Consider the following 14231-nt stretch of genomic DNA (forward strand, 5'->3'; position numbering starts at 1 on the left):
GCCGCGCGCCCGCCCCGATGGTCCGGGGCGGGCGCGTCGCGTGTGTGCCGGTGTCCCGGCTTCGTGTCGCGTCAGCGGGTGGCGAGGTAGCGGTCCTCGTTCGGCATCAGAACCCACAGGATCAGGTAGATGATCACCTGCGTGCCGGGCAGCAGCAGCGACAGCAGGAACAGCAGCCGGACCAGGCCGGCCGACATGCCGAACCGCTGCCCCAGGCCGGCGCAGACACCGGCGATCATGCGCCCCTGGCGGGGCCGGACCAGTTTGCGACTCATCGTCGTCTCCCACTTCTGCGGCGATCCGCCGCGCTGATTCCACGGTAGAGAGGGGTGCGCGCCGCGCCCTCGGCCCCGAGGATGATCGGCGACCCGGGCACCCGTAGGTGCATACCCCGGACCGTCCCCACCGACTCACCGCGGAGACTCCCGGGTCGCCGCCGCGGTTTCCGGTCCGAGGTGGTCCCGCAGTCACGGGTCGGGGAACTGCGGTTCCTGCTCAGCGCTTCCGCACTGCTGGCCACACCATCAGCCCTACCTCCCGCCCCCTCCCGCCCCCTCCCGCTCCCGCTTTCGTCTCCCGCCTTCCGTCTCCCGCCTTCCGCGATCTTGCACTTGAGGCCCTCGACGTGCCCTATTTGCTCTGGATTGACGGGGCGGGAAGTGCAAGGTCGCGGCAGTTGACGGGGTGGCGTGCGGTGGGAGCCGCGCTCGGTCGCGTGTTGCGGCGAGTGCGTTCCGTAGTGCGGGACCGGCGTTCCGTCGAGTGGGATTCGTGGAGATCTTGGAAGGAAAGGGTCCCTATGGGGGCCGTTTGGTTCCAAGATCTGCCGGGAGCCGGGAGCCGGGAGCCGGGAGCCGGGAGCCGGGAGCCGGGAGCCGGGAGCCGGGAGCCGGGAGCCGGGAGCCGGGAGCCGGGAGCCGGGAGCCGGGAGCCGGGAGCCGGGAGCCGGGAGCCGGGAGCCGGGAGCCGGGAGCCGGGAGCCGGGAGCCGGGAGCCGGGAGCCGGGAGCCGGGAGCCGGGAGCCGGGAGCCGGGAGCCGGCCTCCCGCCGCGCTGTGCGGCGATCTTGGAGTTGTGGCGGTTCACGAAGGTCGTAAATGCCGCCATCCGGGCGCCACAACTCCAAGATCGACGGGGGGAGTGGGGGCCGGAGGGGGCAGCGCTCGCTCGCGGGCGGGCATGGGGCGGAGTGGGGGCGGGTATTCATGAGGGCGGGGTAGGCTCGCCGGTCGGGCGCCCCCACCCCGGGCGCCGGCCGTCCCGCCTGGCGGGGGCGGCAACCCCACGCACCGGCTCGGATCCGCACAACGGGGACGACGGCGAGGAAAGCAGCAAATGATCAGTGTTTTCGATCTTTTCAGTGTCGGTATCGGGCCGTCCAGCTCGCACACGGTCGGGCCGATGCGGGCGGCTCGTACGTTCGTGGCGGGCCTGAAGGCCGACGGGCAGCTCGCCGACGTGGCGCGGGTACGGGCGGAGCTGTTCGGCTCGCTCGGCGCGACCGGGCACGGGCACGGCAGTGACCGGGCGGTGCTGCTGGGGCTGGAGGGTGAGGTTCCGGAGACCGTCGACACCGACTCGGTGGGGCCGCGCGTCGAGCGGATCCGCACCCAGCGGCGGCTCGACCTGTTCGGCAGTCAGGGGGTCGACTTCGACCCGGACACGGATCTGGTGCTGCACCGCCGGCGGTCGTTGCCGTACCACCCGAACGGGATGACGTTCGCGGCGTACGACGTGGCCGGGAACGAGGTGCGGGCGCGCACGTACTACTCGGTGGGTGGCGGGTTCGTGGTGGACGAGGCGGCCGCCGGGGCGGACCGGATCAAGGCGGACAGCACCCGTGTGAAGCACCCCTTCCTCACCGGCGCGGAACTGCTGACCGTCACCACCGGCACCGGGCTGTCGATCAGTGAGGTGATGCTCGCCAACGAGGTGTCCTGGCGTAGCGAGGCGGACGTGCGGGCGGGGTTGCTGGAGATCTGGCGGGTGATGCGCGAGTGCGTGGAGAGCGGCTGCACCCGTGACGGCGTACTGCCGGGTGGGTTGAAGGTCCGGCGGCGCGCGGCGGAGATGCGGCGCGGCCTGGAGGCGGAGACCGGTAGCGGGGATCCGTTGCGTGCGATGGACTGGGTGACGTTGTTCGCGTTGGCGGTCAACGAGGAGAACGCGGCGGGCGGGCGGGTGGTCACCGCGCCGACGAACGGCGCTGCCGGGATCATCCCGGCGGTGCTGCACTACTACACCCGGTTCGTGCCGGGCGCGTCCGAGGAGGGGGTGGTGCGGTTCCTGCTGGCGGCGGGCGCGATCGGTGTGTTGTTCAAGGAGAACGCGTCGATCTCGGGTGCCGAGGTGGGCTGCCAGGGTGAGGTGGGTTCGGCGTGTTCGATGGCGGCGGCCGGGCTGGCCGAGGCGTTGGGCGGTACGCCGGAGCAGGTGGAGAACGCCGCCGAGATCGGCATGGAGCACAACCTGGGGCTGACCTGCGACCCGGTGGGTGGCCTGGTGCAGATTCCGTGCATCGAGCGCAACGCGGTGGCGAGCATCAAGGCGATCACCGCGGCCCGGCTGGCGTTGCGCGGGGACGGGGTGCACCACGTGTCGCTGGACAAGGTCATCAAGACCATGCGGGAGACCGGCGCGGACATGAAGGTCAAGTACAAGGAGACCGCGCGGGGCGGGCTCGCCGTCAACGTCATCGAATGCTGACCCCGTTGGGGTGACCCCGGCCCGCACCCGGCCCGGGAGCGCTACTGACAAAGCGACCATCATGCGGTGACGTCAGGCGTCGCGGCGCTCTGGTCCGCCCGCACCTCGCTGCGCATCCTGGTCCGCCGGGACCTCGCGGTGAAGTACCAGCAGTCGGTGCTGGGCTACTTCTGGTCGCTGATCGAACCGCTCGGCATGGGCCTGATCTACTGGTTCGTCTTCGGCGTGCTCTACTCCGGCGCGACCCGGCGGCACCTGGGCGAGGCGGCCGGGTCGTACCCGCTGTTCCTGATCACCGGGATCTTCGCCTGGATGTGGGCGAGTTCGGCGCTGACCGAGGCCGCGAACGCGCTCACCGGGCAGGCCCGGCTGATCACCACGATGAACCTGCCCCGGCCGATCTTCCCGATCGGGCGGGTCACCGGGCGCTTCGCCGAGTACCTGGCCGGGCTGCCGATCCTGGTCGCCGTCGCGGCGATCTACGCGAGCCAGGGGAAGATCCGCCCCGGCTGGAGCCTGCTCGCCCTGCCGCTGGCGGTGGCGGTGCAGTTCGTGCTGCTGGTGGGCCTGGCGCTGCTGCTGTCGGCGGGCAACGTGCTGATGCGCGACATCGAACGCACCATGCGGCTGATCATCCGGCTGCTGTTCTACGCGACGCCGATCATCTATCCGCTCGACCTGGTGCGGGAGTCGGGCATGCCGGGCTGGCTCAAGATCGGGTACGAGCTGAACCCGCTGGTCGGGATTTTCCAGCTGCACCACGCGGTCTGGTACCCGGACGAGTTCCCGGACGCCCGGCTGCTCATCATCACGGTGACCGGCAGCGTGTTGGTGCTGGCGCTCGGCTGGTGGGCGTTCCACCGCCTCGAACCGGCAGTGCTGAAGGAACTCTGAATGGCCCCGATCATCGAGGCGGACGGGCTCGGCATCCGGTTCGTCCGCAACCGGCGCCGCCAGCTGCGGCTGCGGGAGCTGATCGTGCACCGGGGCGCCCGCGACCCGGACGCGGGCCGGTTCTGGCCGCTGCGTGACCTGTCGTTCCGGATCGAACCGGGCGAGACGGTGGGCGTGGTGGGGCGCAACGGCACCGGCAAGAGCACGCTGCTGCGGCTGATCGCCGGTGTGCTCATCCCGGACGAGGGTTCGATCCGGGTGCACGGCCGGGTGGCGCCGCTGCTCGAACTGTCCGCCGGGTTCTCCGGGGACCTGACCGGCCGGGAGAACCTGTACCTGGTGGGCGGGCTGCACGGACTGTCGTCGGCGTACCTGCGGGAACACTTCGACGAGATCGTCTCGTTCGCCGGTGAGCAGGTGGAACGCGCCATCGACACGTCGGTGCGGCACTACTCGTCGGGGATGAAGGTGCGGCTGGGCTTCGCGGTGATCGCGCACCTGCCGCACCCGGTGCTGCTTGTGGACGAGGTGACAGCGGTCGGGGACGCGGAGTTCCGCGCGAAGTGCTATGCGACCATCGAGCGACTTCTCGCGGAAGGGCGCACGCTGGTGCTGGTGTCACACAACGACAAGGACCTCACCCGGTTCTGCCGTCGGGGGCTCTACCTCGACGCCGGACGGCTGATCGTCGACGGGACGATCGACGAGGCGCTGGCCGCCTACGCCGACGCGGCGAAGCGGTGACGCTCGCGATCGTGCTCGCCGCCGACCCGGCGGCGGGCCACCTCACCGAGCCTGGCCGGCCCGCCGGGGAACCGCTCACCGAGCGCCTGGCCGCGCAGTGGCGCCGGGCCGGGGCGGACGACGTGCGTATCGCCGCCGACCTGACCGAGCTGGCCGACCTGGTGGCCGCCGCGACCGGCCCGGTGCTGGTGAGCGGCGCGGACCTGGTGGCGCACACCGCCGTACTCAAGCATCTCGCGACCAGCCCGGTGGGGCCGACGGTGGCGCTGGTGCTCACCGATCCGCCCGCTCCCGGGCAGGCCACCGTGCGCGAGGAGCGCGGCCAGGTGGTCGAGGTCGACGCCGCCGACGCGACCGGCGTGTTCGGCGGCGCGCTGCGGGTGGGCGCGGCCGACCTGCCGGCGGTCGCCGACGCCGCCCGCCGCGCCGCAGGCGCCGCGCCGGATGCGCCGGACGCGCGCCTGACCGACCCGGCGTCCGCGCCGGGCGTCGGCGCAACGGACGGCGGGCCGCGGAACGCGGTGGACCGGCTCGTGGCCGACCTCGCCGCCCGCGGCACGCTGATCTTCGCCCAGCGGGTACGTCTGCTCGTGGCGCACCGGGTCGGCGACGAGGCGCAGCGGGATGCGGCCGAGGCGGCGGTGGCCGCTGTCGACGAGGACCGGGCCGAGTTGAAGCTGTCGGTGAAGGAGCGGGACGACTTCTTCACCACGTTCTTCGTCAGCACCTGGTCCCCGTACGTCACGAAGGCGGCGGCGCGCATCGGGATCGGCCCGACCGGGGTCACCATGGTCTCGGTGGCGTTCGCGGTGGCCGCGGCGGTGCTGTTCGGCGTCGGTGGACGGCCCGCGCTGGTGGCCGGGGCGGTCCTGCTCTACCTGGGGTTCGTGCTCGACTGCGTGGACGGGCAACTGGCCCGCTACACCCGGCACTTCAGCGCCTGGGGCGGCTGGCTGGACACGATGGCCGACCGCTTCAAGGAGTACGTGGTCTACGCCGGGCTCGGCTTCGGGGCCACGCATGCCGGGTTCCGGTACGGCTGGGCGCTGGCGCTGGCCGCGATGACGTTGCAGACCGTGCGGCACATGACCGACACCTGGTACGGGGCGTTGCACGACGAGGCGGCCCGGCGGCCGAAGGTGGTGACCGCCGACGCGGGCGGCATCGGCGGGAAGCTGAACGCCGCGTCGACGCGGGTGCAGGCGGACACCGGCTCGGTGTCGTACTGGCTGAAGCGCACTGTGGTGTTCCCGATCGGGGAGCGGTGGGCGCTGATCGCGATCGCCGCCGCGCTGTTCGGGCCGCTGGTGGCGCTGGTCGCGGTGCTGGTCTGGGGGACGCTGGCGTTCGCGTACACCGGGGGGTTGCGGACCTTGCGGGCGCGGTGGATGCGGGTGCCGGTGATGGCCACTGTGGACGCGGGTCTGCACCGTGACGACGGCGTGCTGGCGCGGACGCTGCCGACCACGCGGCGGCCGCTGCTGCTGGCGGTGCTCGGCGCGCTCGGCTCGGCGGGGACGCTGGTGTGGGCGCTGCTCGCGGTGCACGGCGGCGGCGACCTGCCGGTCTGGGTGCCGGTGCTCGCGCTGGTGCTGCTGCTGGGCGCCGCGCAGGCTTCGCGGGCGCCGCACGACGGGTCGCTGGACTGGCTGGTGCCGGCTGCGTTGCGGGCCGCCGAGTATCTGTTCGCCATCGCGGTCGGGGTGGCGGGCCGGGCACCGGCCTGGCTGATCTTCGGGTACGTGCTGGTGCTGACGCTGCACCACTACGACCTGACCGCCCGGCTGGAGAAGCGGCAGTCGGCTCCGCCGCTGCACGCCGCCACGCTGGGCTGGCCGGGGCGTTCCCTGCTGCTGGCAATCGGGCTGATCGCCGGATATGCGAGTATCGCTCTGGCTACACTCGGTGCGTACCTTCTCGTGGTTTTTGTCGCGAGCGTGGTCCTCGCCTGGGTGGTCCTGCCGGCCCGCGCCCGTGGGGGTGTGCGCTCGCCGGGCTGACGGAGGGCGGGCCGGGGTGACCTTGATCAGCTTCGTCGTGCCGGCCTTCAAGGTGCAGGGCTACCTGCGGGAATGTCTCGACTCGATCCTCGACCAGCCGTTCGCCGACATCGAGGTGATCGGCGTCGACGACGCCTCCCCCGACGACAGCGGCGAGATCCTGGCCGAGTACGCGCTGCGCGACCCCCGGGTCCGCCCGGTGCGCCTCGCCGAGAACGTGGGGCTCGGTCCGGCCCGCAACATCGGGCTGGACCGGGCCGTCGGCGAGTACGTGTGGTTCGTCGACGGGGACGACTGGCTGGTGCCCGGCTGCCTGCCGCACGTCGCGGACCGGCTCCGCGACACCGCGCCGGACGTGCTGATCGTGGACCACGTCCGGGCGCACTGGAACAACATCGGCACCCGCAGCGCGATGCGCGAGGTGTTCCCGGTGCCGCCCGGCGCGACGACGTTCACGCTGCGGGACCGGCCGGAGACGCTGAAGCTGCTGCACACCGCGTGGAACCGGGTGGTACGGCGGGAGTTCCTGATCGAGCGCGGCCTGCGCTTCGAGCCGGGCTGGTACGAGGACGTCTCGTTCAGCTATCCGGCGCTGATGGCCGCCGGGCGGATCGGCGTACTCGACCGGATCTGCCTGAACTACCGGCAGCGCCGCACCGGCGCGATCACGAAGACCCGGGGGGACCGGCACTTCGAGGTCTTCGCCCAGTGGCACCGGGTGTTCGGGCTGATGGACCGCTGGCGGGTGACCGGGCTGCGACCGGCGGTCTTCGAGCGGATGATCTGGCACTACCTGACGGTGCTCGGCAACGGCGACCGGATCGCCCCCGAGCTGCGCGCGCCGTTCTTCGCCCAGATGCACGCCGACTACGTGCGGTTCCTGCCGCCCGAGGGCTACCCGGTCCCGCCCGGCCCGGAAGGGCTCAAGCACCGGCTGGTGGCGGCCGGCCGATGGCGGACGTTCAGCGCGTTGCGCGAGGCGCACCAGGCGACGGAGACGGCCCGGCGGACCGCGCGGCGGGCCCGGCGACGGGTCACGCCGGTGGTGCGGCGTGCCGCCCGGCGGGCCCGTGACCTGGCGCTGGGCGAGTACTACCGGGCCGAGCTGCACCGGCCGGTCGACCCGACGCTCGCCGTGTACGCGGCCTACTGGTACCGGGGCTACTCGTGCAACCCGGCGGCGATCTACGAGGCGGCCCGCCGGCTCGCGCCGCAGGTGCGCGGCGTCTGGATCGTCCGCCGCGACCGGGTGGCCGCGCTGCCGCCTGGTGTCGAGTACGTGGTGGCCGGCACCCGCGAGTACCACCGCGTGCTGGCGCGTGCCCGCTGGCTGGTCAACAACGTCAACTTCCCGGACTTCGTCCGCAAGCGGCCGGGCTCGGTGCACGTGCAGACCCACCACGGCACGCCGGTCAAGGTGATGGGGCTGGACCAGCAGCGCTACCCGGTGGGCGCGATGGGGATGGACTTCGCCGGCCTGCTGCGCCGGGTCGACCGCTGGGACTACAGCATCACGTCGAACAGCTTCTCCACGCAGATGTGGGAGCGGGCGTACCCGGCGGACTACACCACGCTCGAGGTCGGCTACCCGCGCAACGACCGGCTGGCGCTGGCCACCGCCGAGGACCGCGGCCAGGTCCGCGCCGCGCTGGGCATCGCACCCGACGAGTACGTGGTGCTCTACGCGCCGACGCACCGCGAGCACCTGCCCGGGTGGCGGCCACCGTTCGACCCGGACCGGATGCTCGACGTGCTCGGGCCCCGGGGCCGGCTGCTGATGCGCAGCCACTACTTCCACGACCGGGAGCGGCATCCCCGGGGACCGGCGGCGGACGGCGTGCTGGACGTGAGCGCGTACGACCGGGTGGAGGACCTCTACCTGGCGGCGGACGTACTGATCACCGACTATTCCTCGGCGATGTTCGACTACGCGGTGCTGGACCGGCCGATAGTGGTCTACGCGCCGGACTGGGACGCCTACCGGGTGGCCCGGGGCGTCTACTTCGACCTGCTGGCCGAGCCGCCGGGCACCGTCGCGCTGGACTTCCCCGGGCTGCTCGACGTGTTCCGGTCCGGCGCGGTCGACGACGAGGCGGCCGAGCGGGCCCGGGCGGCGTTCCGGTCGCGGTTCTGCGCGCTGGACGACGGGCACGCCGCCGAGCGCGTGGTACGCCGCGTGTTCCTCGGCGAAATGCCGTAAAAGTGGTTACCGGCAGGTCACTTAACTGCGGAGCCCGGCGAATACCGCTTAATAGGACTGTCACGAGCCGAACATGGCACGTTTACCCGATGTGCGAATCAGATGATCCTGGTCACAGTCATTCCCGGGTTTGGGGAGAGAAAACTGGGGAGGTGGCGGTGGCGACCGTCGCGCTCAAGGATGTCACCAAGGTGTTCCCGGATGGAACAGTCGCGGTCGACACCATCAATCTGGACGTCAACGACGGCGAGTTCATGGTGCTGCTCGGCCCGTCGGGCTGCGGGAAGTCGACGGTGCTGCGCATGGTCGCCGGGCTGGAGGACCCGTCCTCCGGCGCGATCCTGCTCGGCGGTGAGCTGGCCAACGACCTGCCGCCACGCGACCGGAAGATCGCCATGGTCTTCCAGGACTTCGCGCTCTATCCGCACATGACGGTCGGCGACAACATCGGCTTCCCGCTGCGGCTCTCCGGCATCGAGCCCGGCCCGCGCGGCGAGCGGATCCAGGACGTGGCGAGCGCGCTCGGCATCGGCGACGTACTCGCGCGCAAACCCAGCCAGCTCTCCGGCGGCCAGCGGCAGCGGGTCGCCATGGGGCGGGCGATAGTGCGCCGGCCCGGCCTGTTCCTCATGGACGAGCCGCTGTCGAACCTGGACAGCGGGCTGCGCGCCGAACTGCGGGCGGAGATCTCCGGCCTCACCCGCGAACTCGGCGTCACCACCATCTACGTCACCCACGACCAGGCCGAGGCGCTGACCATGGCCGACCGCGTCGCGATCATGCGCAAGGGCGTGCTCCAGGACGTGGGCACCCCCACCCAGGTGTACGGGCGGCCGGCCACGCTCTACGTCGCCGCGTTCCTGGGCAGCCCCCGGATGAACCTGCTGGAGGCGTCGGTCTACGTGCACCTCGACCGGTACGTCGCGCTGAACCTCGGCGAGCAGTCGCTCTACCTGCCCTGGGACGACATCCGCAGCCGGGCGGTGGCGCACTACCACGGCGAGCGGATCGTGGTCGGCATGCGGGCCGAGGCGCTCACCCCGGTCGCCCCGGACACCGCCGGTGACGTGCTGCACGGGCGCATCCGCTACCTGGAGCACCACGGCCACGAGTCACTCGCGTTCCTCGACATCGGCGCCACCGCGATCGTGGTCGACGAGATGGGCACCCAGGTGGAGCAGGCCGCACCGGGCCAGCGCGGCCTGCGCCGGTTCAACCAGGTGATGCAGCGGCTCACCGGCCGCGCGACGGAGGCGTCAGCCCCGGCACCGGAGGCCGGCGGGGGTGGCGGCAACCGCACGAGCGTGCTGCCCGACCCGGGCCGCCACCACCGTCGTCCGGCGGAACTGGCGGTACGGCTCGCGCCGTACCCGCAGGTGTCGCCCGGGCACCCGCTCGCCGTGCAGGTGCGGATGGACGCGCTGCACTTCTTCGACGAGCGAGGCGACCGCATCGACGTCGGCTGGCGGTGAAAGGAAGGGCACCCTGTTAACGCCTCCGGTAGAGGAAGGGCCCCTTATTAACAGCCGCCGCCCGGAGGGACGGGCGGGTGACGGCGGTACGGGCCCCAGCCGACGAAGCGGGCGAACATGTCGGCCGGGGCGGGCGCGTCGTTCGGGTTCAGCCGGTAGAGGTCGCGCGTCGCCTCGTACAGCAGCCCGCACAGGTAGATGGACAGCCCGATCCGGTTGTCCTCGTACTCGCTGCGCAGCAGCAGACGGGCCGTCGGGCACGGCCACGGCTGGCCGCAGGCCCGGCAGCACCACATCGGACGCAGCGGCGTGTGCGGGGTGGCGTGCAACGGGTACGGCCGAGGTCGATCCGGCTTGGGTCCGTCCGGCGGCTGCCCGAGCTGGTGGCTGATCACCGAGGCTCCTCGTGGTGGCCGTCCCGCCGGTTGCCGGCGTCGCCGCCGCGCTGCTCCGGGACCGGCCAGCGACCGCCGTTCGCCCGCCACTGCTGGGCCGGGGTGAGGTTGCCGACCCGGCCGGGACCCATCGTCGGGAGTGGACGGGTGGGCTGCCGCATCCAGTCCGGCAGATTGTCGCCCCGTACCCGCTGGGGCAGTGTCGGTGCCGACGCACCCCGGCAGCGGAACCAGCGCAGTCGCACGGCGCAACTCCTCTCGGTAGCGGGAATCGGACGAATTCGATTCCACTGCGTGACAGTCTCGTCACCGCGCCGCTAGGGTCGGAAGGCGTTCCACCCCCACCTTCCCGGCCGTCCGACCGGCCGATTTCCGTGTGCAGCCGTGTGCAGAGGTGTGCAGATGATCCGTGTGCCGTTGTGGGAACTGTTCGCCGGTGAGCTACGTCGGTTACGTACCGATGCGGGGCTTACCCAGGAGGCGCTGGGCGAGCGGGTGAGCTATTCGGCGTCGCTGGTGGCGGCCGTCGAGCAGTGCCGCCGCGCGCCGCGCGCCGAGTTCACCGAGCGCTGCGACGAGGTGCTGAACGGCGGCGGCCTGCTGGTGCGGATCCGGGACGCGCTGATGCAGGAGGCGCTGATGCCGTGGTTCCGCGAGTGGGTGAGCATCGAGCAGGAAGCTGCCTCACTGCGTAGCTTCGAGCCGCTGGTTGTTCCCGGGTTGTTGCAGACCGAGGAGTACATCCGTGCGTTGCACGAGGGCGCGAGTCCACTCGTCGGTGAAGCGATGGAGCAGCAGGTAGCCGCGCGGCTGGCCCGCCAGCCGGTGCTGGATCGGCCCGCGCCGCCGCAGTTCGTGGCGGTGCTCGACCACTCGGTGCTGAGCCGGGCGGTCGGCGGGCCGAAGGTGATGCGCGAGCAGTTGGAGCATCTGGTCGAGATGGGCCGCCGGCCGCGTGTGCACCTACACCTGGTCCCGGAGACGGTCGGCGCCTATCCCGGGCTCAACGGTGCGTTCGTGCTCGCCACCCCCGCCGACGGCGACGACGTGGGCTACCTCGATAACCAGTTGCACGGCACAATCGTGGAGCGGACGGTGGACGTGAACTTACTGCGACAGACCTGGGAGTCCGTCCGCGCGGAGGCGATGCCGCACGGGGCGACTCTGGCGGCGATTTCGGAGGCGGCGAAGCGATGGAGTTGACCGGCGCGATCTGGCGCAAGAGCACCCGCAGCAGCGGCAATTCCGGCAACTGCGTGGAGGTGGCGGACAACCTGCCCGGCGTGGTGGGGGTGCGGGACAGCAAGGACCGGCAGGGGCCGGCGCTGACGTTCACGTCGTCGAGCTGGGCGGCGTTCGTCGCGTACGCCAAGCGCGCCTGACCCGTAGCGGTCAACCGGCAGCCGGGTCGCGAACGCTGGCCCGACGATCAGCGTTCGTGCTCGGCTCATCAATGAGTGGCAGAGCTGGACGTCGTGCCGTGCGGAGGCGATGCCGCACGGGGAGACTCTGGCGGCGATCTCGGAGGCGGCGAAGCGATGGAGTTGACCGGCGCGATCTGGCGCAAGAGCACCCGCAGCAGCGGTAATGGCGGCGACTGCGTGGAGGTGGCGGACAATCTGCCCGGCGTGGTGGGGGTGCGGGACAGCAAGGACCGGCAGGGGCCGGCGCTGAGGTTCACGTCGTCGAGCTGGGCGGCGTTCGTCGCGTACGCGAAGCGGGGTTAGGCAGCGACCGCCGTCGTCACCCGGCGGCGGTGGTCCGCCGTTCCGGCGCGAACGGCCACTCCTCGAACGACTGGCAGCGGCCGTCCTCGGCGAACCGCATGATCCAGAGGTCGCGCCACTCCTGGTGGACCGGGTCGCCGTACCGGACCTGCACCCGGGCCACAGCGGTGTCGCCGTCGACCGCGACGACCTCCGAGGTCATCTGGAAGACCTCGTCGGGTCCGTCGCGTTCGCTGTCCCACATGCGGACGATGGCGGGCAGGCCGACCACCGGATCCCGGTACGGCCCCTGCTGGTAGGTCGCGTCGGGCGTGAACATCGTGCCGAGCGCCGCAGTGCCCGGTGTGCGCCACGCCTGCTCGTACGCCGCGATCCAGGCGGCCACCCGATTCCTGTCCATGGCTGCCAGCCTGCCATCCCCGCCCGCCCGGATCTCCCACATCGGCCGCCCGGGGTCGTCGTTGTGCACGACGACGTCGGCGTGCTCGGCCGGGCGGGCAGTGGCGAAGTAGAGCCGCTGGGCGGGAAGGTACCGCTCGTGCCAGCGCCGCTCGACGTCGGCTCTCGTCGACACGCGGCTCTCGCGGATCACGGCACGGTCCACCGTCTTGTCGAGCGCGGTGGACACGAAGACGCGCAGCTCCCACCGGTCGACCAGTTCCGGGCGCAGGAGGAAGACACCGTCGAACACCAGCACGGCGTCCGCCGGAGCGGTCGTGGGCGGCGGGGACAGCACCGTATCCGTCGCGTGGTCGTAGACCGTGTGCCGGAAGCGTCGATCTCCGCCCGGGCCGAGCGGATCGAGCAGCACCCGGTTCAGCGACCCGTGATCGTGGGTGTCGACGTAGCAGCCCTCGGCCGAGAACTCGCCTCGCCGGTAACGCCGGGCGCGGGGGAAGAGGAAGTCGTCCACCGTCGCGCGGATGACGTACCGGCCCCGGGCGCGCAGGACGGCGGCCAGCTCGTCGGCGAGCGTGGTCTTGCCGGCAGCGGGCGGCCCGTCGACCGCGACCCGGGTCGGGTACGGCACGGTGACGGACCCGACCGCGTCGGCCAGGAGGCCGATCAGCTCCCGGCGGGGATAAATGGATTGCCCCTGCGCCCGGCCGGGAGTTTCACTGCCGCCCATGCCGTCCCCCTCACCGGTCTTCGTCGCGGGCACAGGTCGTTCGGGCACCTCGCGGATCGCCGACGTCATCGGCCAGCACCCGCTGATCCACCGGATCCCGATGGAAACCAAGTTCATCGTCGAACCCGGCGGCCTGCGGGACCTGGCCGACGCGCTCACCGAACGGTACGACCCCATCGTCGGCGAGGACGCCCTGCAGCGGCTCAGCGACTTCCTCACCGTACGGGTGCCCGGACGGCGTGACGATCGTGGCAAGACCGTGCCCGAGCTGGTCGGCGAACGGCGCTACCGGGATGCCGTACACCAGCTCTGGCCGCTGTTGATCGCGGACGCCTTCGAGGAGCCCGCGCCCGCGGCGGGCTTCGGCGACGGCGACCGGCCCACCGGGCCGTTCGGGCCGACGGGCCGACGACGGGTCGTGCCGAGGTACTTCCGCGACCGGGCCGAGCTGATCGCCGTCCTGCGCGGCCTGGTCGAGACGCTGTTCGGCGGCGCGGCGGCCGACGCGGGCAAGCCGACGTGGTGCGAGAAGACGCCGTTCAACCTCTTCGCCATGGACTTCCTCTGGGAGCTGTTTCCCGAGGCGACGATCGTGCACATCACGCGGCACCCGGTCTCCGTGCTCGCCTCCCACCTGGCCCAGCCGTGGGCGCCGTCAACAGTCGACGGGGCGCTGGCCTACCTCGTGCCTGTCTACCAGCGATGGCTGGCCAGGAGGAACGCCGCCGACCTGACGAGCCGGCGGTACGTCGAGGTGAAGGCGGAAGACCTCGCGGCCGACTGGGCCGGGCAGCGGCGCGCCCTGTTCGAACGGCTCGGCGTCGAGGACGCCGTCACCGCGTCGACGTTCCAGGCGGGCAGGCTCGCGCACCGCGACGACCAGTTCGACGCCGGCACCCGCGCGTACGTCGAGCGGGAACTGGGCGAGATCATCCCCGCCATGGGCTACGAGTGACGGCCGAGCT

Annotated in this window: 14 protein-coding genes and 1 pseudogene; 10 read left to right on the top strand and 5 right to left on the bottom strand. The window is 71.9% G+C overall.

The features are described 5' to 3' along the window. Positions 1-71: 71 nt before the first annotated feature. Entirely contained in the window at positions 72-275 is a 204-nt protein-coding gene (locus PVK74_RS23700; protein ID WP_043327136.1) for a PspC domain-containing protein, read from the bottom strand. Between the two features lie 1059 nt (positions 276-1334). Between PVK74_RS23700 and PVK74_RS23705 the strand changes: the two genes are divergently transcribed. The 6 genes from PVK74_RS23705 (at position 1335) to PVK74_RS23730 (ending at position 10015) form a co-directional block, all read left to right on the top strand. After that, on the top strand, positions 1335-2705 hold the full coding sequence (locus tag PVK74_RS23705) for an L-serine ammonia-lyase (protein WP_274477239.1): 1371 nt from the start codon (positions 1335-1337) through the stop codon (positions 2703-2705). Positions 2706-2771: 66 nt separating this feature from the next. Continuing rightward, on the top strand, positions 2772-3599 hold the full coding sequence (locus tag PVK74_RS23710) for an ABC transporter permease (RefSeq protein WP_166455742.1): 828 nt from the start codon (positions 2772-2774) through the stop codon (positions 3597-3599). Beyond that, the gene (locus PVK74_RS23715; RefSeq protein ID WP_030503547.1) at positions 3600-4343 is read left to right on the top strand and encodes an ABC transporter ATP-binding protein; all 744 of its coding nucleotides are present in this window, start codon (positions 3600-3602) and stop codon (positions 4341-4343) included. Then, positions 4340-6343, top strand: a complete 2004-nt coding sequence (locus tag PVK74_RS23720; protein ID WP_420800506.1) for a DUF5941 domain-containing protein — start codon at positions 4340-4342, stop codon at positions 6341-6343. The genes PVK74_RS23715 and PVK74_RS23720 overlap by 4 nt, the downstream gene beginning before the upstream one ends. Before the next feature lie 16 nt (positions 6344-6359). After that, entirely contained in the window at positions 6360-8543 is a 2184-nt protein-coding gene (locus tag PVK74_RS23725; protein WP_274477241.1) for a bifunctional glycosyltransferase/CDP-glycerol:glycerophosphate glycerophosphotransferase, read from the top strand. 158 nt (positions 8544-8701) lie between these two features. Further along, on the top strand, positions 8702-10015 hold the full coding sequence (locus PVK74_RS23730) for an ABC transporter ATP-binding protein (RefSeq protein ID WP_043330711.1): 1314 nt from the start codon (positions 8702-8704) through the stop codon (positions 10013-10015). 47 nt (positions 10016-10062) lie between these two features. Here PVK74_RS23730 and PVK74_RS23735 read toward each other — a convergent pair whose 3' ends face one another. Both PVK74_RS23735 and PVK74_RS23740 read right to left on the bottom strand, forming a co-directional pair. Further along, complete coding sequence (locus PVK74_RS23735) at positions 10063-10410, bottom strand: hypothetical protein (protein ID WP_043327125.1); 348 nt, start codon at positions 10408-10410, stop codon at positions 10063-10065. Beyond that, positions 10407-10655, bottom strand: a complete 249-nt coding sequence (locus PVK74_RS23740; RefSeq protein WP_274477242.1) for a hypothetical protein — start codon at positions 10653-10655, stop codon at positions 10407-10409. Before PVK74_RS23740 ends, PVK74_RS23735 begins: the two co-directional genes overlap by 4 nt. 157 nt (positions 10656-10812) lie before the next feature. Between PVK74_RS23740 and PVK74_RS23745 the strand changes: the two genes are divergently transcribed. The 3 genes from PVK74_RS23745 (at position 10813) to PVK74_RS23755 (ending at position 12137) form a co-directional block, all read left to right on the top strand. Continuing rightward, positions 10813-11613, top strand: coding sequence for a helix-turn-helix domain-containing protein (locus PVK74_RS23745; protein WP_209959758.1), 801 nt, complete (start codon positions 10813-10815; stop codon positions 11611-11613). After that, complete coding sequence (locus PVK74_RS23750; RefSeq protein WP_209959760.1) at positions 11604-11792, top strand: DUF397 domain-containing protein; 189 nt, start codon at positions 11604-11606, stop codon at positions 11790-11792. The genes PVK74_RS23745 and PVK74_RS23750 overlap by 10 nt, the downstream gene beginning before the upstream one ends. A 156-nt stretch (positions 11793-11948) precedes the next feature. After that, positions 11949-12137 carry a DUF397 domain-containing protein gene (locus PVK74_RS23755; protein WP_274477244.1) on the top strand — a complete coding sequence of 63 codons (189 nt, stop codon included), beginning with the start codon at positions 11949-11951 and terminating at the stop codon, positions 12135-12137. A gap of 16 nt (positions 12138-12153) precedes the next feature. On the opposite strand, the gene PVK74_RS23760 is transcribed toward PVK74_RS23755, so the two are convergent. Together PVK74_RS23760 and PVK74_RS23765 are read right to left on the bottom strand one after the other, a co-directional pair. Further along, complete coding sequence (locus PVK74_RS23760; RefSeq protein ID WP_307849668.1) at positions 12154-12579, bottom strand: YybH family protein; 426 nt, start codon at positions 12577-12579, stop codon at positions 12154-12156. Next, a pseudogene (locus PVK74_RS23765) lies at positions 12562-13266 on the bottom strand (nucleoside/nucleotide kinase family protein); the annotation flags it as partial. The gene PVK74_RS23760 and the pseudogene PVK74_RS23765, both read right to left, overlap by 18 nt. Here PVK74_RS23765 and PVK74_RS23770 point away from each other — a divergent pair. After that, positions 13265-14221 (top strand): sulfotransferase family protein, encoded by a 957-nt coding sequence (locus tag PVK74_RS23770; protein WP_274477245.1) that lies wholly within the window; start codon positions 13265-13267, stop codon positions 14219-14221. The pseudogene PVK74_RS23765 and the gene PVK74_RS23770 sit on opposite strands and share 2 nt — an antisense overlap. Positions 14222-14231 lie beyond the last annotated feature (10 nt).

This window comes from Micromonospora chalcea (assembly GCF_028768405.1).
Classification (GTDB): domain Bacteria; phylum Actinomycetota; class Actinomycetes; order Mycobacteriales; family Micromonosporaceae; genus Micromonospora; species Micromonospora chalcea.